Origin of the sequence: Vibrio hepatarius, from assembly GCF_001274785.1 — a bacterium.
Taxonomy (GTDB): Bacteria; Pseudomonadota; Gammaproteobacteria; order Enterobacterales; family Vibrionaceae; genus Vibrio; species Vibrio hepatarius.
In genome coordinates this window covers 1-18,770 of sequence record NZ_LHPI01000002.1, presented here as the reverse complement: position 1 = coordinate 18,770, position 18,770 = coordinate 1, and the positions used below count along the sequence as shown (strand labels likewise).

The window sequence follows — 18,770 nt, the reverse complement described above, 5'->3', positions numbered from 1 at the left end:
ATGGCTGCGCCAGGTGAAGCGCTAACGTCGTCCGGATACATTGCCCACCACCTATCGAACCTTTCATTAGGTAAGCTAGGTTTAGTGGAAGAAGCAAGTTTCTGGAACGTACATATCGATAGCCTGTTTTTTTCTTGGTTTACTGGTTTAATTTTCCTCGGAATTTTTTACAAAGTAGCGAAGAGAACAACAGCGGGTGTACCGGGTAAGCTTCAGTGTGCTGTAGAAATGATCGTTGAATTTGTCGCGGATAACGTCAAAGACACGTTCCATGGACGCAACCCACTGATCGCGCCTTTAGCACTGACTATCTTTTGTTGGGTATTTTTGATGAACGTGATGGACTTAGTTCCTATCGACTTCTTACCATACCCAGCAGAGCATTGGCTAGGTATCCCTTATCTTAAGGTTGTACCGTCTGCTGATGTGAATATCACCATGGCTATGGCTCTAGGCGTTTTCGCTCTGATGATTTACTACAGCATCAAAGTGAAAGGTCTAGGTGGATTCGCTAAAGAATTGGCACTGCATCCATTCAATCACCCAGTGATGATTCCGTTTAACCTACTAATTGAAGTGGTATCGCTACTTGCGAAACCTCTATCACTTGGTATGCGTCTATTCGGTAACATGTTCGCGGGTGAGGTTGTATTCATTCTTTGTGCGGCAATGCTACCATGGTACTTGCAATGGATGGGTTCACTACCGTGGGCGATATTCCATATCTTGGTTATTACGATCCAGGCTTTCGTGTTCATGATGTTGACAATTGTTTACCTGTCAATGGCACACGAAGATTCTGATCATTAATTTTTTTAAAGCTTTTTATTTGGGCAATTAGCCAACAACTATAAATTGGAGATAGTAATGGAAACTTTACTGAGCTTTTCTGCAATCGCCGTAGGTATTATCGTCGGTCTTGCTTCTCTTGGTACAGCGATTGGTTTCGCACTTCTAGGTGGTAAATTCCTTGAAGGTGCAGCACGTCAACCAGAAATGGCTCCTATGCTACAAGTTAAGATGTTCATCATCGCTGGTCTACTTGATGCGGTTCCAATGATCGGTATCGTAATCGCACTACTATTCACTTTCGCGAACCCATTCGTTGGTCAACTAGGTTAATCACGTTTTCGTCCAGGCAAACACTTGTTTGTCATTGATTAACACTAAGTCCAAATAGAGGGGTAGCTGTTGTGAATATGAACGCAACTCTGCTAGGTCAAGCAATTTCGTTTGCACTGTTTGTGTGGTTCTGCATGAAGTATGTATGGCCGCCGTTGATGCAAGCGATTGAAGAACGTCAGAAGAAAATTGCTGATGGTCTTCAAGCAGCAGAACGTGCTGCAAAAGACTTGGATCTAGCACAAGCAAACGCTTCTGATCAGTTGAAAGAAGCGAAGCGCACAGCAACTGAGATCATCGAGCAAGCGAACAAGCGTAAAGCTCAAATTCTAGATGAAGCTCGCGAGGAAGCTCAGACTGAACGTCAGAAAATCCTAACGCAAGCAGAAGCTGAACTAGAAGCTGAACGTAACCGCGCGCGCGATGAGCTGCGCAAACAAGTTGCAACTCTGGCTGTAGCTGGTGCTGAGAAGATTCTTGAACGCGCTATCGATAAAGATGCGCAGAAAGATATTCTCGACAACATTACTGCAAAACTTTAAGTCTGGGGGCGCATATGTCTGATTTGACTACTATCGCACGCCCCTATGCTAAAGCAGCTTTCGACTTTGCTGTAGATAAAGGCCAACTTGACCAATGGGGTCAGATGTTGTCTTTTGCTGCTGAAGTCGCAAACAACGAACAAATGAAAGAGCTACTTACGGGTTCTGTTTCTGCTGACAAACTAGCAGAAATCTTTGTCGCAGTTTGCGGTGAGCAAGTTGATGCTCATGGCCAAAACCTTCTTAAGGTAATGGCAGAGAATGGCCGTCTAACGGCCCTTCCTGATGTAAGTGAACAGTTCATGGCTCTGAAAAAAGAGCACGAGAAAGAAATCGATGTTGAAGTCATTTCAGCGTCTGAGCTTTCAGATGAGCAACTAGCAAACATCAGCAGCAAACTTGAGCAGCGTTTAGAACGCAAAGTTAAGCTGAATTGCAGTGTAGATGAGGCCCTACTTGGTGGGGTGATTATTCGAGCCGGAGACTTAGTCATCGATAACTCAGCGCGTGGTCGTTTGAACCGCCTGAGCGATGCATTGCAGTCTTAATGGGGATTGAACATGCAACTTAATTCCACGGAAATCAGCGATCTAATCAAACAACGTATCGAATCTTTCGAAGTTGTTAGTGAAGCTCGCAACGAGGGTACTATCGTATCGGTAAGCGATGGTATCATCCGCATCCACGGCCTAGCGGACGTGATGCAAGGTGAAATGATTGAATTACCGGGTGGTCGTTATGCACTGGCACTTAACCTTGAGCGTGACTCGGTTGGTGCGGTTGTAATGGGCCCATATGCTGACCTTAAGGAAGGCATGAAAGTTACAGGTACTGGCCGCATTCTTGAAGTGCCAGTTGGTCCAGAATTGCTAGGTCGCGTAGTAAACACGCTAGGTGAGCCTATCGATGGCAAAGGTCCAATCGAAGCGAAATTGACTTCACCTGTAGAAGTGATCGCACCAGGCGTAATCGACCGTAAATCGGTAGACCAACCTGTGCAAACTGGTTACAAATCTGTTGACTCAATGATCCCAATCGGTCGTGGTCAGCGTGAGCTTGTAATCGGTGACCGTCAGACTGGTAAAACAGCGATGGCGATCGATGCGATCATCAACCAGAAAAACTCTGGTATTTACTCTATCTACGTAGCTATCGGTCAGAAAGCATCGACTATTGCTAACGTAGTTCGCAAACTAGAAGAGCACGGCGCACTATCTAACACTATCGTTGTTGTTGCATCGGCTTCTGAATCTGCTGCGCTACAATACCTAGCGCCATACGCAGGTTGTGCGATGGGTGAGTACTTCCGCGATCGCGGCGAAGACGCACTGATTGTTTACGATGACCTATCTAAACAAGCGGTAGCTTACCGTCAGATCTCTCTACTACTAAAACGTCCACCAGGCCGTGAGGCATTCCCAGGTGATGTATTCTACCTTCACTCGCGTCTACTAGAGCGTGCAGCTCGTGTAAGCGAAGAGTATGTAGAAAAATTCACTAACGGTGAAGTGAAAGGTAAGACTGGTTCTTTGACTGCTCTTCCTATCATCGAAACTCAAGCAGGTGACGTTTCAGCATTCGTACCGACTAACGTAATCTCGATTACCGACGGTCAGATCTTCCTACAAACTGAGCTATTCAACGCAGGTGTTCGTCCAGCGGTTGACCCAGGTATCTCAGTATCTCGTGTAGGTGGTTCAGCGCAAACGAAAATCATCAAGAAGCTATCAGGCGGTATCCGTACTGCACTAGCTCAGTACCGTGAACTAGCGGCATTCGCACAGTTCTCGTCTGACCTTGATGAAGCGACGAAGAAACAGCTAGACCACGGTCAGAAAGTTACAGAACTAATGAAGCAGAAGCAGTACGCTCCAATGTCTGTATTTGACCAAGCTCTAGTTATCTTCGCGGCAGAGCGCGGCTATTTAGCAGATGTTGAACTAAGCAAACTGCTAGATTTTGAAGCGGCTCTACTATCGTACGCTCGCGGTCAATACGCTGAATTTGCAGCTGAGATCGACAAGACGGGTGCATACAACGATGAAGTTGAAGCTCAGCTTAAGAAGCTGACTGACGACTTCGTAGCAACCCAAACTTGGTAATAGGTCGGTGGCAGTAATATGCCACCAACTAATGGAGAGTAACGATGGCCGGCGCAAAAGAGATACGTAATAAAATCGGTAGTGTTAAAAGCACTCAGAAAATTACGAAAGCGATGGAAATGGTAGCAGCTTCAAAAATGCGTCGTTCTCAAGATGCAATGGAAGCTTCTCGTCCATACGCTGAAACAATGCGTAAAGTGATCGGTCACGTAGCAAACGCGAACCTAGAGTACCGTCATCCGTACCTAGAAGAGCGTGAAGCGAAGCGAGTTGGTTACATCATCGTTTCTACAGACCGTGGCTTGTGTGGCGGCTTGAACATTAACGTGTTCAAGAAAGCTATCAATGACATGCAAGCTTGGAAAGAGAAAGGTGCTGAAGTTGAACTAGCAGTTGTTGGTTCTAAAGCAACAGCTTTCTTTAACAACAGTGGCGCGAAAGTAGCTGCTCAGGTTTCTGGTCTGGGTGATCAACCTAGTCTAGAAGACCTAATCGGTTCTGTAAGCGTAATGCTGAAGAAATACGATGAAGGTGAATTGGACCGTTTATACGTAGTGTTTAACAAGTTTGTGAACACTATGGTTCAAGAACCAACGATCGATCAATTGCTACCTTTGCCTAAATCTGACAGCAAAGAGATGCAGCGTGAGCATTCATGGGACTACATCTATGAGCCTGAACCACAACCTCTATTGGATGCACTTCTAGTGCGTTACGTAGAGTCTCAGGTTTACCAAGGTGTGGTAGAGAACCTTGCTTGTGAGCAAGCGGCTCGAATGATTGCGATGAAGGCTGCAACGGATAACGCAACCAACCTGATTGAAGATCTAGAACTTGTGTACAACAAAGCCCGTCAGGCTGCGATTACACAAGAACTGTCGGAAATCGTTGGTGGTGCTGCTGCGGTTTAAGTTTAGGTAAAACGAAATAGTTTAGAGGATTAACGATGGCTACAGGTAAGATCGTACAGATCATCGGTGCGGTAGTCGACGTAGAGTTCCCACAGAGCGAAGTACCTAGTGTATATGACGCTCTAAACGTAACGGACTCAAAAGAACGTCTAGTTCTTGAAGTTCAACAACAGCTAGGCGGTGGCGTAGTTCGTTGTATCGTAATGGGTAGCTCTGATGGTTTACGTCGTGGAGTTGAAGTAGTAAATACTGGCGCTCCAATTTCAGTACCAGTGGGTACTAAGACCCTAGGTCGTATCATGAACGTTCTAGGTGACGCGATTGACGAGCGTGGTGAAATCGGTGCAGAAGAGGTTTACTCTATTCACCGTGAAGCACCAAGCTACGAAGAGCAATCAAACGAAACAGCTCTACTAGAAACTGGCGTTAAAGTAATCGACCTAGTTTGTCCATTCGCTAAGGGTGGTAAAATCGGTCTATTCGGTGGTGCAGGTGTAGGTAAGACCGTTAACATGATGGAACTTATCAACAACATCGCACTACAACACTCTGGTCTATCAGTGTTTGCTGGTGTTGGTGAGCGTACTCGTGAAGGTAACGATTTCTACTACGAGATGCAGGAAGCGGGCGTTGTAAACGTTGAGAAGCCTGAAGAATCGAAAGTAGCGATGGTTTATGGTCAGATGAACGAGCCACCAGGTAACCGTCTACGTGTTGCACTGACTGGTCTAACAATGGCAGAACGTTTCCGTGACGAAGGTCGTGACGTACTTCTGTTCGTTGATAACATCTACCGTTACACGCTTGCAGGTACTGAGGTATCAGCACTGCTAGGTCGTATGCCTTCTGCGGTAGGTTACCAGCCAACTCTTGCAGAAGAGATGGGTGTACTACAGGAGCGTATCACGTCAACTAAGCAAGGTTCTATCACGTCTGTACAGGCTGTATACGTACCTGCGGATGACTTGACTGACCCGTCTCCAGCAACAACGTTCGCGCACTTGGATGCAACGGTTGTACTTAACCGTAACATCGCAGCTATGGGTCTATACCCAGCGATCGACCCATTGGATTCGACTTCTCGTCAGCTAGACCCACTAGTAGTAGGTCAAGATCACTACGACATCGCGCGTGGCGTTCAGCAGACACTTCAGCGCTACAAAGAGCTGAAAGATATCATCGCAATCCTAGGTATGGACGAGCTATCTGAAGCAGATAAGCAAGTTGTATCTCGTGCACGTAAGATTGAGCGTTTCCTAACTCAGCCTTACCACGTAGCGGAAGTATTTACTGGCGACCCAGGTGTTTACGTACCTCTTAAAGAGACTCTACGTGGCTTCAAAGGTCTACTAGCTGGTGATTACGATGACATTCCAGAGCAAGCGTTCATGTACTGCGGTACTATCGACGATGCTATCGAGAATGCGAAGAAGCTATAAGGCTAACTAGGAGGCGATATGGCACCAATAACCTTTCACCTAGATGTAGTCAGCGCTGAGAAGAAAATCTTCTCTGGTCGCGTAGAAACATTTCAGGTGACCGGTAGCGAAGGTGAACTTGGTATTTTCCATGGTCACACTCCGTTACTGACCGCTATTAAGCCTGGTATGGTGCGTATTGTGAAACAGCACGGCCACGAAGAAATCATTTACGTTTCTGGTGGTATGGTAGAAGTTCAGCCTGGTACAGCTACTGTACTGGCTGATACAGCTATCCGTGGTGAAGAGCTAGACGCAGCGAAGGCAGAAGAAGCCAAGCGCCGCGCTGAGGAGAAAATTCAGAATCAGCATGGTGATATGGACTTCGCTCAAGCGGCCAGTGAGCTGGCGAAAGCCATTGCTCAGCTACGTGTTATCGAGCTGACAAAGAAACGTCGCTAAACCTTTAGTAGCGTTTTAAAAATGATAAAGGCGGTCATTAGACCGCCTTTTTGCGTATTTTTTGCCAGAAATTGTAGTTGTGCAATTAACACTTGCTGTTCTAGCCTCTAGAATACACAGCAGTTTTTATTCCATAGCGAAAGGTAAACCAATGAAATTTAGCGCGGTCATCCTCGCGGCGGGTAAAGGTACCCGCATGTACTCAAATAAACCTAAAGTACTGCATACACTAGCGGGTAAACCTATGGCGAAGCACGTAATCGATACTTGCTCTGGCCTGGGTGCGCAAAATATCCATTTGGTTTACGGCCACGGCGGCGACCAGATGCAAGCTGAACTGGCGAATGAGCCAGTAAACTGGGTGCTGCAAGCTGAGCAACTCGGTACTGGCCACGCGGTGGATCAAGCGTCGGCGAAATTTGAAGACGACGAAAAGATCTTAGTGTTGTACGGCGATGTACCTTTGATCTCTGAAGAGACGATCGAGAGCTTACTCGATGCTCAGCCAACGGGCGGTATCGCGCTGTTAACTGTGGTTTTGGATAACCCTACTGGCTATGGTCGTATCGTGCGTAAGAACGGCCCTGTGGTCGCTATCGTAGAGCAAAAAGACGCGACTGAAGAGCAGAAGCTGATTAAAGAAATCAACACAGGTGTGATGGTGGCGACTGGTGGAGACCTTAAGCGCTGGCTATCAGGTCTGAACAATAACAATGCCCAAGGCGAGTACTACCTAACCGACGTGATCGCAGCGGCGCACGATGAAGGTCGCGCAGTTGAAGCAGTTCATCCGGTGAATCCGATCGAAGTCGAAGGGGTGAATGACCGCGCACAGCTGGCGCGTCTTGAGCGTGCGTTCCAATCGATGCAAGCGAAGAAACTACTTGAGCAAGGCGTAATGCTACGTGACCCAGCACGCTTTGACTTGCGTGGTGCGTTGCAGTGCGGCATGGACTGTGAAATCGATGCCAACGTGATCATTGAAGGTAACGTGACTCTCGGTGATAACGTGGTGATCGGCACGGGATGTGTACTCAAAGATTGTGAAATCGACGATAACACCATTGTACGTCCTTACAGTGTGATTGAAGGTGCGACGGTTGGTGAAGAGTGTACGGTTGGTCCGTTTACTCGTCTGCGCCCTGGTGCGGAGATGCGTAACGACTCTCACGTCGGTAACTTTGTCGAAGTGAAGAATGCTCGCATTGGCGAAGGTTCGAAAGCGAACCACTTAACTTACCTCGGTGATGCTGAAATTGGTCAGCGTACCAACATTGGTGCGGGTACGATTACCTGTAACTACGATGGTGCGAATAAACACAAGACAGTCATCGGCAATGACGTGTTTGTCGGCTCAGATAGCCAGCTGGTGGCTCCGGTATCGATCGCAGACGGTGCGACTATCGGTGCTGGTACGACACTAACTAAGGATGTCGCGCAAGGTGAGTTAGTGATTACTCGCGCTAAAGAGCGCAAAATTACTGGTTGGCAACGTCCAGTTAAGAATAAGTAATTCAAGATTGAAAAAAGCCGCTCTTATAGGAGCGGCTTTTTTATTGCTACGTATTAGTGACTAGGAATTGCAATGCGTTTTTCCAGCCAGCGCACCGCTTGTGATACACATAAAATCAGCACTAAATATTCAATAACTAAGAAAGTGTAGATTTCGAGAGGTAAGTACTCATTCACCACTAACTCGTTGGCACGTCTGGTCAGGTCGCTCAAACCAATCACACTCACCAAAGAACTCATCTTCAGAATATAAACAAACTGATTCCCTAGTGGTGGCAAAATTTGTCGAAACGCTTGTGGCAGGATCACCAAGCGCATTTTTTGCCAGTAATTGAGTCCTAACGACTCCGCCGCTTCATGTTGGCCGCGCGCGATAGCCTGAATCCCGCCGCGAAACACTTCGGCCATAAACGCGCTCTCAGCGATGGTTAACGCGATAACCCCTGCCCAGAAATGATTCAATGAAATATCAAGCAAGGTCGGCATGCCGTAGTAAACCCAAAGCAGCAGCACTAAAACCGGAATCGAACGGATTACTTCCACATAGATTCTATTGAGAGCGTTGAGTGGTTTAGAGCTTGATAGTGCGGGCAGGGCGACAATCAAACCTATCGTCATGGCAAACAACATGCTGATTAATGAGACCGAAATCGTATCCGCGAAGCCAGCAATCAGAAACTTTAGATTGGTTTGTCCCTGCTGAGTGGAAGGGTCAAGCACATACCAGCCCCATTGATAATCCGCACAGCCTGTGATGAGCAATGGCAAAAATAGCCATAGATATCGACAATTCACGCTTCTTTCCCTAGCTTGACTAAAAAATATCCTTTGTTGCTGCTATGTTATCAAGGAAGCGTTTGTAAATCTTAAACGGAACTTATATTAAGGAAAAACAATGAAAAAACTTCTGTTAGCGCTAGGACTTTCTTTACTTGCTGTGAGTGGTTTTGCCAATGCCAAGAGTCGACTGCACGATATTTTGGACGCCGGGGTACTGCGTGTTGGCACCACTGGGGATTGGAATCCAATGACGATGAAAGATCCCGCGACCAATAGTTACCGAGGGTTTGATATCGATGTTACAAGCGAGCTGGCTAAAGATCTGGGGGTGAAGGTCGAGTATGTCGCGACGGATTGGAAAACACTGGTGAATGGGATCACCGCGGGTAAGTATGACGTTACGGGAAGTGCGTCACTGAATATGTCGCGTGCCAAAGTTGCCGGTTACAGCCAGCCTTACTTTTACTTAGCCTTTGTACCTGTCGTGCAGAAAAAAGACCTAGATAAGTTCTCCGATTGGAGTGATTTTGATAATGCAGACGTAAAAGTTGCGGCAACGTTGGGCACGGTACAAGAAAAGATGGTCAAAGAGTTCTTCCCTTCTGCTACCCATATCGTGATTGAAGCGCCAGCGCGTGATTTCCAAGAGCTACTGGCGAAACGAGCAGACGTCTCCGTGACGTCAAACGTTGAGGCGGCAACCTTAGTTGAGAAGTTTAGACAACTCGCGATCGTGCCAGTTAAAGAGCCTCGTCGCCCGACACCTATTGCGATGTTACTTCCTCAAGACGACCAGGTCTGGATTAATTACATTAACCATTGGGTAGAGCTGAAGAAAACCCAAGGGTTTTTTAAACAAACTGCAGAGAAGTGGGGGTTAAAAAGCCTCTAGTCCTGAATAGAAAAAGAGCCGCACACGCGGCTCTTTTCATTTTTAGGATGAGGATTATTCTTCGCTCACGACGCGGGCGTTGTCCGGAACGGTGAACTGCTCTGATAGTTCGCGGTTTGACAGAACATAACCAAACCACAATCCACCCATACACAGTACAATCGCGATACCTGTCACCATCTGCGCCTGACTGGCTAAAGCCGCAACCAGCGCGCTTGATAAGCTACTGACGCTAATCTGCAGGCTATTTTGCAAACCAGCAGCGGTCGCAGGGCTCTGTTTTGCGCTGGCTAGTGCACGGTTTACCACGATAGGGTAAAGCGCACCGTTAGCGACGGCAATCAAACAGAACGGCGCAAGAATCGGCCAAATAGAACTCAGCTCCCACTGAGAGGCGATAAAGATCAGTAGCGACGAGACGCTAAACAGTCCGATCAACTGACGCAGAACTTTTTCATCGCCATATTTATTGACGCCAACCTTACCGAGATAACCACCGGCCATAAATGCGATAGTTTGCGGAATAAAACTTAAGCCAATGTCTTTCGCTTCATAGCCAAGCTGAGCCATGATCTCTGGCATGCCAGTCAGGTAAGCAAAGAATGCCGCCGAAGCCGTCGCGAACATCAACACGTTACCCAAGTAAGACTTTGAGCCGACTAACGCTTTGATATCGGTAGCGATGCTGGTTTGTTTTTCTTCGACTGTTTCGTTGTCTTGAGCCATCGTCGCCATTACTAGGACGATACCCATTACCGTCAGAGCGATAAAAATACTGAACCAACCAAAACTATCTGCCAATAACACACCAAGTTGTGGCGCCAATGCTGGCGATAGTGCGACAAGCGGCATAATGGTGGCAAAAATCTGTTGGCTGCTGCTGGAGTATCGCTTGATGACCATTGCTTGCCAGATCACCGCTGGTGCACAAACACCAATGGCTTGCACAAAGCGTAGCGTCAATAGTTGCCAAACTTGGTCACTGAACGCGAGGCCAAAAGAGGCAACAGTAAATAGCGCTAAACCTGCTGCTAAGGTATTGCGATGGCCAAACTTATCAGAAGCCAAGCCCCACAACAGTTGTCCTAGTGCCATACCGACTAAGAAAACCGTCAACGACAAAGCAATTTGCTCTGGTCCGGTCGCAAAGTCGACTTCCATCGCCTTGAATGCTGGCAGATACATATCGGTTGCGATAAAGCCGAGCATTGACAGCGCTGCTAAATAAAAAAGCTGTAATTTTGAAATCTTCATCGTTATTCCATTCAAAATAATTGATTGATGTTTGTTCGTTGGCGCCAACCTTTTTATTAACTTCGCCATTGTATTTTTCGCTTTTAATAAAATAAAACGCTAAAATTTGTGGTTATGAATCAAAAATTTTGAAAGGTGAGTCATGAGTGCGTTTTCACAGTCTTCGCTCGAGCTCGTCGATACTGTGGCTAGACTAGGCAGCTTCACCGCTGCGGCCGATGTTTTGCACAAGGTGCCATCTGCGATCAGCTACAGCATCAGGCAAATCGAGCAAGACCTCGATGTGGTGTTGTTTCGCCGTTTACCGAGAAAGGTAGAGCTGACGCCAGCAGGCGAGCTATTCATTGAACAGGCAAGAACCATGCTGCGCCAGATGGAAGAGGTCAAAGCGCAAACGCGCCGCGCGGCACATGGTTGGCAAAAAACACTCAAACTTACCTTGGATAACGTGGTTAAGCTGGAACGTTTAAAACCTTTGATTGAAGATTTCTATTCCACCTTTCCTCATGCTGAACTGCAAATCAATATGGAAGTTTTTAATGGCTCTTGGGAAGCGATCTCACAAGGAAGGGCGGACATCGTGATCGGTGCCACCTCAGCGATTCCGGTTGGCGGTGATTTTGAGGTCAAAGATATGGGCATCCTCGACTGGGCGTTTGTTATGTCTTCATCACACCCTTGTGTGCGAGAGCAAAACCTCGGAGAGGAGTTTATCAGTCAGTATCCTGCGATCTGTCTGGACGATACATCTAACGTGCTGCCAAAGCGCCATACGGTTCATTACCCAGACCAGCGCCGCTTACTGTTACCGAATTGGTACAGTGCGATTGAATGTTTGAAGAATGGGGTCGGTGTCGGCTACATGCCTCGACATATTGCCCAACCGCTAATTACTGAAGGTTTGCTGGTGGAAAAAATTCTACCTGAGGATAAGCCGTTTAGTCACTGTTGCCTCGTTTGGCGCAAAGATGACAACCATAAAATGATCGATTGGATGGTGAATTATCTCGGCTCGAGTGAGCAGTTGTATCAGGATTGGTTGCAGTCCTAACAAAAACGCCAGCTAAGTTCAGCTGGCGTTTGAGTTAATGGTTTTGGTTAAGGGCGCTCAAATACCGTAGCGATGCCCTGGCCAAGACCAATACACATGGTGGCCAGACCGTATTTTGCGTCTTTGGCTTCCATAAGGTTGATCAGCGTAGTCGAGATACGTGAACCTGAACAGCCTAGTGGGTGACCAAGAGCGATCGCGCCACCATTAAGGTTCACTTTTTCATCCATCACGTCCAAAAGGCCAAGGTCTTTGGCACAAGGAAGTGATTGAGCAGCGAACGCTTCGTTTAGCTCAACGACGTCCATATCGTCAATCGACAAGCCCGCACGTTTGAGCGCTTTTTGAGTCGCGGGTACAGGACCGTAACCCATGATAGACGGATCGCAGCCAGCGATTGCCATACCTTTGATGCGCGCGCGGATAGTGAGACCGAGCTCGTTGGCCTTTTCTTCACTCATGATCAGCATGGCTGACGCGCCATCAGAAAGGGCTGAAGATGTGCCCGCAGTGACCGTACCATTGGCTGGGTCGAATACTGGACGCAGCTGTGATAGCCCTTCAACCGTGGTTTCCGGACGAATCACTTCATCGTAATCGAGAGTAAATAACGTGCCATCAGCAGCGTGACCTTCGGTCGGTAAGATTTCACTCTTGAAGCGGCCTTCGACAGTCGCCGCGTGAGCACGTGCGTGTGAGCGAGCGGCAAACTCATCTTGCTGCTGGCGACTAATACCGTGCAATTTGCCCAGCATTTCTGCGGTTAAACCCATCATGCCTGCTGCTTTTGCGACATTCTTTGCCATACCCGGGTGGAAATCGACACCGTGGTTCATAGGCACATGCCCCATATGCTCCACGCCACCGATTAGGCAGATTTCAGCGTCGCCAGTCATAATAGCTCGCGTGCCATCGTGCAGCGCTTGCATTGATGAACCACAAAGACGGTTGACGGTAACTGCACCAATTTCAATCGGAAGACCAGCGAGCAGCGCAGCATTACGTGCAACGTTAAAGCCTTGCTCTAGCGTTTGTTGAACACAGCCCCAGTAAATATCTTCAATCTCACTTGGATTGACTTGCGGGTTACGCGCCAGAATCCCTTTCATTAGGTGTGCCGATAAGTCTTCAGCTCGCGTATGACGGAATGCGCCACCTTTTGAGCGCCCCATTGGTGTACGTAGACAATCTACAACGACAACATTTCTTGTATTTAAAGTCATTTGCTATCCCTCCTTAGATAGAGCCTTGCTGTTGTGCGCCATAAAAGGTTTCACCTTTGGCCGCCATATCGATAAGCATTTGTGGAACGTGGTACATCGCACCCAGATCCTCATACTGTTTCGCCATTTCAACAAATTCAGCAATACCCACACTATCTAGGTAGCGGAATACACCACCGCGGAATGGAGGGAAGCCCAATCCGTACACCAGCGCCATGTCAGCTTCTTGCGGAGAAGCGATGATCTTCTCTTGCAGACACAATACCACTTCGTTGATCATCGGAATCATCATGCGCTGAATGATCGTTTGGTCGTCGAACGTTTGTGATTGCGCACAGACGTCAGCGAATACGGAAAGCACCTCTTCAGAGTAAAGTTTCTTCGGCTTGCCTTTCTTGTCAACGGTGTAGTTATAGAAGCCACTGCCGTTTTTCTGACCATATTTGTTTGCGTCATACAGAGCGTCAATTGCGTCACGACCTTGTTTACCCATGCGCTCAGGGAAACCTTGTGCCATCACCGCTTGTGCGTGGTGCGCGGTATCGATACCGACCACATCCAGCAGATAAGCAGGACCCATTGGCCAACCAAACTTACGTTCCATCACTTTATCGATGTGCGTGAAGTCAGCGCCGTCGCGCAGCAACATGCTAAAGCCACCGAAGTACGGGAAAAGCACGCGGTTGACAAAGAACCCAGGACAGTCATTGACCACGATTGGCGATTTGCCCATTTTGGCTGCGTAAGCGACCACACGATTAATGGTTTCGTCTGACGTGTGCTCACCGCGGATAATCTCGACTAGAGGCATGCGATGCACTGGGTTAAAGAAGTGCATACCACAGAAGTTATCTGGGCGTTTGAGTGATTTCGCCAACAAGTTGATTGGAATGGTCGAAGTGTTTGAGGTAATCACCGTGTTTTCATTTACTTGCTGTTCGACTTCGCTCAGGACTGAGGCTTTCACTTTCGGGTTCTCGACCACCGCTTCAACGATCACGTCTGAGTTCTCGATGCCTGCGTAGTGAAGACTTGGAGTAATAGAGGCAAGGATTCCCGCCATTTTGAAACCATCGATACGACCACGTTCTAATTGCTTGTTGAGCAGTTTAGACGCTTCATTCATACCCAGATCTAGTGATGCTTGAGCAATGTCTTTCATCACTACTGGCACACCTTTTAACGCGGACTGGTAGGCAATACCGCCACCCATAATGCCTGCGCCCAATACCGCCGCTCGTTGAGTGTCTTGGTTCGCGGCTTTGGCTGCTTTCTTAGCAATGCTTTTGATGTACTGGTCATTGAGGAACAAACCAACTAGCGATTTTGCTTCTTCAGATTTTGCCAGTTTCACAAAGTACTTACGTTCAACGTCCAGTGCTTCATTGCGAGCAAAGCGAGCCCCTTCTTCGATGGTGTTCACTGCTGTCATTGGTGCAGGGTAATGTGGACCTGCTTTTTGTGCCACCAAGCCTTTCGCCATGGTGAAACTCATCATCGATTCAAGTTTGCTGAGTGTCAGTGGCGAAGTCTTTTGTTTGCGGCGAGCTTGCCAATCAAGTTTTTCGTTGATGGCTTGAGTTAGAGTCGTTAGCGCCGACTCGTAAAGAACATCGGTCTCAACGACGGCATCAAGTAATCCGAGCTTGAGTGCTTCATCCGCGCGGCATGCTTTACCTTGGGTGATGATTTCCATTGCGTTGTCTGCGCCGACAACACGAGGTAGGCGTACACAACCACCAAAGCCAGGCATAATCCCTAGTTTAGTTTCTGGCAGGCCGATACTGGTGGTTTTATCACCAATGCGCATGTCGGTAGCGAGTACACACTCACATCCACCGCCCAGAGTGTGACCTTTGAGAACTGCGAGGGTTGGGACTGGCAGATCTTCAAGTTTATTGAAGATGCTATTGGCAAATTGTAGCCAAGTGTCGAGCTCGGCTTCGGTTTTAGCGAACAAACCTAAAAATTCGGTTATGTCGGCACCGACGATAAATGAGTCTTTGTCTGAGGTCAGCAAAAGCCCTTTCAAACCAGCGTGGTTTTGCAGAGCATCAAGTGCTTTATCGAGTGACTCTAGCGTAGCTAAGTCTAGCTTGTTGACGGAGTTTGGAGAGCAGAAACTCAGTTCAGCAATACCGTCTTGTACTTCCTTTACCGTAAGGGTGTTGGCTTGGTAAATCATTGTCTATCTCCATGACATACAATCGTGGATTGTGCGTTTGTCTTTCTATCCTGAGAGTGTTCACGTATGTGGAATGATCAAACCGAAAAGTTGTTATTTTTCTAGTTTCTGGTTTGACCAGTAATTTCAGTTTGGACCTGTCAAAAGTTAAATTCAATACATTTTTTAAACAAGTGTTTAACATTGTGCGCTGTGGCAGATCTTAGGCGACGCTCTAATGCCTCTCGTGATAAACTCTTTCAACCACTTAACACCCGCACATACTATGAATGACCAGCCTTATCTGATCCCAGCTCAGTCCGTTCAATTTGAAGAAGAAATCAAAAAGAGCGTCTTCATTACGCACTTGGCTCACACTCCGTCGATCGATAGTGCGAAAGCGTTTGTCGAGCAGATAAAGACCAAACATGCGGACGCACGCCATAACTGTTGGGCATTCGTCGCTGGGCGGGCAGAAGACTCGATGAAGTGGGGACTCAGTGATGATGGTGAACCTTCGGGTACGGCGGGAAAACCAATGTTGGCACAGTTATCCGGTTCGGGAGTTGGAGAAATCACCGCCGTCGTGACACGTTATTCTGGTGGGATAAAGTTAGGTACGGGTGGCTTAGTTAAAGCGTACGGTGGCGGGGTTTCGCAAGCTCTCAAGCTGCTTCAAACAATTGAGAAAAAAATAACCACTCAGTTGCAACTAGAGTTAGACTATGCGTTTATGCCTATAGTCCAGTCTCTCATCACTCAATTTGAGGCACAGGAAGTGTCTGCAGACTATAGTGATCAGGTTAAATTAGTCGTGGATATTGAGCAGCGCAAGGTCAACGACTTTACACAGGCAGTAATCAACAAGAGTGGCGCTAAAGCTCTGGTTACGCCTTTAAAAGCAAATTAAATATTCAGGAAGCCGGAAGTTTAACTTCTATCTATAGTCAGTCTATCAATGCAATTTCGTTCAATTATTCGCATCGTCGGGCTTTTGCTCGCACTGTTTAGTGTATCTATGTTGGCGCCCGCTTTGGTCGCTTTGATATACCGTGACGGCGCTGGTGTGGCATTTGTTACCACTTTCTTTGTTTTGCTCTTTTGCGGGGCATTGTGTTGGTTCCCTAACCGACGCTTTAAGCACGAGTTGAAAGCGCGTGATGGCTTCTTGATCGTGGTTCTCTTCTGGACGGTATTGGGGAGCGCGGGTTCAATTCCATTTTTGCTCTCTGACAACCCTAACGTTTCGGTCACTGACGCTTTTTTTGAATCGTTTTCCGCCCTTACCACAACCGGCGCGACGGTCATTGTCGGCCTAGACGACCTTCCTAAGGCAATTCTGTTTTACCGTCAGTTTCTGCAGTGGTTTGGTGGTATGGGGATCATCGTATTGGCCGTGGCGATTCTTCCTGTACTGGGTATCGGTGGTATGCAGTTGTACCGTGCCGAGATCCCTGGGCCTGTTAAAGACAGCAAGATGACACCGAGGATTGCCGAAACTGCTAAAGCGCTTTGGTATATTTACCTCAGTCTGACGATTGCTTGTGCGATGGCATTTTGGTTTGCGGGCATGACCCCTTTTGATGCGATCGGCCATAGCTTTTCAACCATCGCGATTGGTGGCTTTTCAACTCATGATGCCAGTATGGGCTATTTTGACAGTTACGCGATTAACCTGATTACCGTCGTATTTCTCTTAATATCTGCGTGTAACTTCTCTCTGCACTTTGCCGCGTTTGCCTCTGGTGGCGTTCATCCTAAGTATTACTGGAAAGACCCAGAATTCCGTGCGTTCCTTTTTATCCAGTTACTACTGTTTGTGGTGTGTTTCGTGATGCTACTTAACCACCATTCTTACGACACTTATTATGACGCGTTTGACCAGGCGCTGTTCCAGACAGTTTCTATTTCGACCACGGCTGGATTTACCACGACAGGATTTTCAGAGTGGCCACTGTTTTTGCCAGTATTGCTATTGTTTTCATCTTTCATCGGTGGATGCGCGGGCTCAACAGGTGGCGGCATGAAAGTTATCCGTATCTTATTGCTGACGCTACAAGGGGTTCGTGAGTTAAAACGTTTGGTACACCCAAGAGCGGTGTATACCATCAAAGTCGGTGGTACAGCTCTTCCTCAACGCGTCGTCGATGCGGTTTGGGGGTTCTTTTCTGCTTATGCGCTGGTCTTTGTTGTGTGCATGTTAGGACTCATTGCGACCGGGATTGATGAACTGAGTGCGTTTTCAGCCGTTGCGGCAACATTAAATAACTTAGGTCCGGGGCTCGGCGAAGTTGCGTTGCACTTTGGTGACATCAATGACAAAGCGAAATGGGTACTGATCGTTTCAATGCTATTCGGTCGACTAGAAGTCTTTACCCTGTTAATTCTATTAACGCCAACGTTCTGGCGTAGTTAAGGAGCTCAAGTGAAAAAAGCTTTATTTCTATATTCTTCACGCGAAGGTCAAACCAAAAAGATTCTTAACTATATAGAGGGTGAGCTTAGCAACTTCGAATGTGAGCTGGTTAACCTACATACATTAGACGCAATAGATTTCAGCGTTTATGACAGAGTGCTGATTGGGGCTTCGATCCGATACGGACATTTAAATAAGAAACTCTATCAGTTTATCGAGAACAATCGACAACAACTGGAAAATCACACCAAGGTGGCATTTTTCTGCGTTAACTTAACCGCGCGTAAGGAAGACCAAGGTAAAGATACCCCTGAAGGCAGCGTTTACATTCAGAAGTTTTTAAAGAAATCGCCTTGGCAACCAAAGTTAATCGGTGTATTCGCCGGGGCTTTATATTACCCGCGCTATGGTTTCTTCGACAAAATGATGATTAAACTGATTATGACGCTGACCGATGGTGAAACGGATACTACTAAAGAAGTCGAGTACACCAATTGGAAAAAGGTCTCTCTTTTCGCGAAAAAATTCGCTGAGTTGTAGTCGAAACGTATGCTTTTAAAGCGTTCGGATCAATAAATGACCGAACGATAAAAAAAACAAGAAAAATGTAGAAAAAGGGTTGCCAAGATAATTTCGATCTCTATAATGCCCCCTCGCTGACACGGGAACGCTTCGAAGCTGATGTTTCGGAACGGTTAATACCGAGTTAGCGAGTCACTTAGCCAAGTCGAATGACTTGAAGAAAGTTTGAAAAAAGTGGTTGACACTAAACTTTATCTCGCTAAAATGACCGTCCGTTTTGAGTAAGACTCGAAACAAGCTCTTTAACAATATAAACCTATCAATCTGTGTGGGCACTCGTTGATGATAATCCAATTAGAAACTTCGGTTTCAAATTAGGTTTCAATGATACGAAGTGAC

Annotated in this window: 18 protein-coding genes; 14 read left to right on the top strand and 4 right to left on the bottom strand. The window is 47.1% G+C overall.

All coding sequences use genetic code 11. The annotated features are described in order from the left end of the window. The 9 genes from atpB (at nucleotide 1) to glmU (ending at nucleotide 8,070) form a co-directional block, all read left to right on the top strand. A complete protein-coding gene (atpB, locus tag AKJ31_RS05010) occupies nucleotides 1-810 on the top strand; it encodes a F0F1 ATP synthase subunit A (RefSeq protein ID WP_053408012.1) in 810 nt (269 codons plus the stop codon). Between the two features lie 57 nt (nucleotides 811-867). Continuing rightward, complete coding sequence (atpE, locus tag AKJ31_RS05005) at nucleotides 868-1,122, top strand: F0F1 ATP synthase subunit C (protein WP_002540812.1); 255 nt, start codon at nucleotides 868-870, stop codon at nucleotides 1,120-1,122. Between the two features lie 71 nt (nucleotides 1,123-1,193). Continuing rightward, complete coding sequence (gene atpF, locus AKJ31_RS05000) at nucleotides 1,194-1,664, top strand: F0F1 ATP synthase subunit B (RefSeq protein WP_053408011.1); 471 nt, start codon at nucleotides 1,194-1,196, stop codon at nucleotides 1,662-1,664. A gap of 14 nt (nucleotides 1,665-1,678) precedes the next feature. Beyond that, nucleotides 1,679-2,212 (top strand): F0F1 ATP synthase subunit delta, encoded by a 534-nt coding sequence (atpH, locus tag AKJ31_RS04995; RefSeq protein WP_053408010.1) that lies wholly within the window; start codon nucleotides 1,679-1,681, stop codon nucleotides 2,210-2,212. Nucleotides 2,213-2,224: 12 nt separating this feature from the next. Beyond that, complete coding sequence (atpA, locus tag AKJ31_RS04990; RefSeq protein WP_053408009.1) at nucleotides 2,225-3,766, top strand: F0F1 ATP synthase subunit alpha; 1,542 nt, start codon at nucleotides 2,225-2,227, stop codon at nucleotides 3,764-3,766. Between the two features lie 44 nt (nucleotides 3,767-3,810). Beyond that, nucleotides 3,811-4,677 (top strand): F0F1 ATP synthase subunit gamma, encoded by an 867-nt coding sequence (atpG, locus tag AKJ31_RS04985; protein WP_053408008.1) that lies wholly within the window; start codon nucleotides 3,811-3,813, stop codon nucleotides 4,675-4,677. A 35-nt stretch (nucleotides 4,678-4,712) separates the two neighbouring features. Continuing rightward, nucleotides 4,713-6,116 (top strand): F0F1 ATP synthase subunit beta, encoded by a 1,404-nt coding sequence (gene atpD / locus AKJ31_RS04980; protein WP_053408007.1) that lies wholly within the window; start codon nucleotides 4,713-4,715, stop codon nucleotides 6,114-6,116. Nucleotides 6,117-6,134: 18 nt separating this feature from the next. Further along, nucleotides 6,135-6,557, top strand: a complete 423-nt coding sequence (locus tag AKJ31_RS04975) for a F0F1 ATP synthase subunit epsilon (protein ID WP_053394321.1) — start codon at nucleotides 6,135-6,137, stop codon at nucleotides 6,555-6,557. A gap of 151 nt (nucleotides 6,558-6,708) precedes the next feature. After that, nucleotides 6,709-8,070: a bifunctional UDP-N-acetylglucosamine diphosphorylase/glucosamine-1-phosphate N-acetyltransferase GlmU gene (glmU, locus tag AKJ31_RS04970; protein ID WP_053408006.1), complete on the top strand. Its 1,362-nt coding sequence runs from the start codon at nucleotides 6,709-6,711 to the stop codon at nucleotides 8,068-8,070. Nucleotides 8,071-8,123: 53 nt separating this feature from the next. Here glmU and AKJ31_RS04965 read toward each other — a convergent pair whose 3' ends face one another. Then, nucleotides 8,124-8,864 (bottom strand): amino acid ABC transporter permease, encoded by a 741-nt coding sequence (locus tag AKJ31_RS04965; RefSeq protein ID WP_053408005.1) that lies wholly within the window; start codon nucleotides 8,862-8,864, stop codon nucleotides 8,124-8,126. A gap of 100 nt (nucleotides 8,865-8,964) precedes the next feature. Here AKJ31_RS04965 and AKJ31_RS04960 point away from each other — a divergent pair, with 100 nt between their 5' ends. Continuing rightward, nucleotides 8,965-9,741, top strand: a complete 777-nt coding sequence (locus AKJ31_RS04960) for a transporter substrate-binding domain-containing protein (RefSeq protein WP_053408004.1) — start codon at nucleotides 8,965-8,967, stop codon at nucleotides 9,739-9,741. Nucleotides 9,742-9,795: 54 nt separating this feature from the next. Here the strand turns inward: AKJ31_RS04960 and punC are convergent, their stop codons facing one another. Continuing rightward, complete coding sequence (gene punC / locus AKJ31_RS04955) at nucleotides 9,796-10,995, bottom strand: purine nucleoside transporter PunC (protein ID WP_053408003.1); 1,200 nt, start codon at nucleotides 10,993-10,995, stop codon at nucleotides 9,796-9,798. Nucleotides 10,996-11,137: 142 nt separating this feature from the next. Here punC and punR point away from each other — a divergent pair, with 142 nt between their 5' ends. After that, nucleotides 11,138-12,046 carry a DNA-binding transcriptional activator PunR gene (gene punR / locus AKJ31_RS04950; RefSeq protein WP_053408002.1) on the top strand — a complete coding sequence of 303 codons (909 nt, stop codon included), beginning with the start codon at nucleotides 11,138-11,140 and terminating at the stop codon, nucleotides 12,044-12,046. 47 nt (nucleotides 12,047-12,093) lie between these two features. On the opposite strand, the gene fadA is transcribed toward punR, so the two are convergent. Together fadA and fadB are read right to left on the bottom strand one after the other, a co-directional pair. Further along, a complete protein-coding gene (fadA, locus tag AKJ31_RS04945) occupies nucleotides 12,094-13,269 on the bottom strand; it encodes an acetyl-CoA C-acyltransferase FadA (RefSeq protein ID WP_053408001.1) in 1,176 nt (391 codons plus the stop codon). Between the two features lie 13 nt (nucleotides 13,270-13,282). Further along, complete coding sequence (fadB, locus tag AKJ31_RS04940; protein WP_053408000.1) at nucleotides 13,283-15,454, bottom strand: fatty acid oxidation complex subunit alpha FadB; 2,172 nt, start codon at nucleotides 15,452-15,454, stop codon at nucleotides 13,283-13,285. Between the two features lie 265 nt (nucleotides 15,455-15,719). Here fadB and AKJ31_RS04935 point away from each other — a divergent pair, with 265 nt between their 5' ends. Genes AKJ31_RS04935 through hemG form a run of 3 tightly spaced genes read left to right on the top strand, consistent with a single transcriptional unit; the run spans nucleotide 15,720 to nucleotide 18,389 of the window. Further along, nucleotides 15,720-16,343, top strand: coding sequence for a YigZ family protein (locus AKJ31_RS04935; RefSeq protein WP_053408074.1), 624 nt, complete (start codon nucleotides 15,720-15,722; stop codon nucleotides 16,341-16,343). A gap of 48 nt (nucleotides 16,344-16,391) precedes the next feature. After that, a complete protein-coding gene (locus AKJ31_RS04930) occupies nucleotides 16,392-17,849 on the top strand; it encodes a TrkH family potassium uptake protein (RefSeq protein WP_053407999.1) in 1,458 nt (485 codons plus the stop codon). A 9-nt stretch (nucleotides 17,850-17,858) separates the two neighbouring features. Next, nucleotides 17,859-18,389 carry a menaquinone-dependent protoporphyrinogen IX dehydrogenase gene (gene hemG, locus AKJ31_RS04925; RefSeq protein ID WP_053407998.1) on the top strand — a complete coding sequence of 177 codons (531 nt, stop codon included), beginning with the start codon at nucleotides 17,859-17,861 and terminating at the stop codon, nucleotides 18,387-18,389. Nucleotides 18,390-18,770: the final 381 nt, after the last annotated feature.

Excerpts from the sequence above, each read along its gene's own strand:
- atpE (WP_002540812.1), top strand. The coding sequence starts at position 868 with ATGGAAACTTTACTGAGCTTTTCTGCAATCGCCGTAGGTATTATCGTC.
- fadA (WP_053408001.1), bottom strand. The coding sequence starts at position 13,269 with ATGACTTTAAATACAAGAAATGTTGTCGTTGTAGATTGTCTACGTACA.
- punR (WP_053408002.1), top strand. The coding sequence starts at position 11,138 with ATGAGTGCGTTTTCACAGTCTTCGCTCGAGCTCGTCGATACTGTGGCT.
- glmU (WP_053408006.1), top strand. The coding sequence starts at position 6,709 with ATGAAATTTAGCGCGGTCATCCTCGCGGCGGGTAAAGGTACCCGCATG.
- AKJ31_RS04930 (WP_053407999.1), top strand. The coding sequence starts at position 16,392 with ATGCAATTTCGTTCAATTATTCGCATCGTCGGGCTTTTGCTCGCACTG.
- atpH (WP_053408010.1), top strand. The coding sequence starts at position 1,679 with ATGTCTGATTTGACTACTATCGCACGCCCCTATGCTAAAGCAGCTTTC.
- atpD (WP_053408007.1), top strand. The coding sequence starts at position 4,713 with ATGGCTACAGGTAAGATCGTACAGATCATCGGTGCGGTAGTCGACGTA.
- atpG (WP_053408008.1), top strand. The coding sequence starts at position 3,811 with ATGGCCGGCGCAAAAGAGATACGTAATAAAATCGGTAGTGTTAAAAGC.
- punC (WP_053408003.1), bottom strand. The coding sequence starts at position 10,995 with ATGAAGATTTCAAAATTACAGCTTTTTTATTTAGCAGCGCTGTCAATG.
- atpA (WP_053408009.1), top strand. The coding sequence starts at position 2,225 with ATGCAACTTAATTCCACGGAAATCAGCGATCTAATCAAACAACGTATC.
- fadB (WP_053408000.1), bottom strand. The coding sequence starts at position 15,454 with ATGATTTACCAAGCCAACACCCTTACGGTAAAGGAAGTACAAGACGGT.
- atpB (WP_053408012.1), top strand. The coding sequence starts at position 1 with ATGGCTGCGCCAGGTGAAGCGCTAACGTCGTCCGGATACATTGCCCAC.
- AKJ31_RS04975 (WP_053394321.1), top strand. The coding sequence starts at position 6,135 with ATGGCACCAATAACCTTTCACCTAGATGTAGTCAGCGCTGAGAAGAAA.
- AKJ31_RS04960 (WP_053408004.1), top strand. The coding sequence starts at position 8,965 with ATGAAAAAACTTCTGTTAGCGCTAGGACTTTCTTTACTTGCTGTGAGT.
- AKJ31_RS04935 (WP_053408074.1), top strand. The coding sequence starts at position 15,720 with ATGAATGACCAGCCTTATCTGATCCCAGCTCAGTCCGTTCAATTTGAA.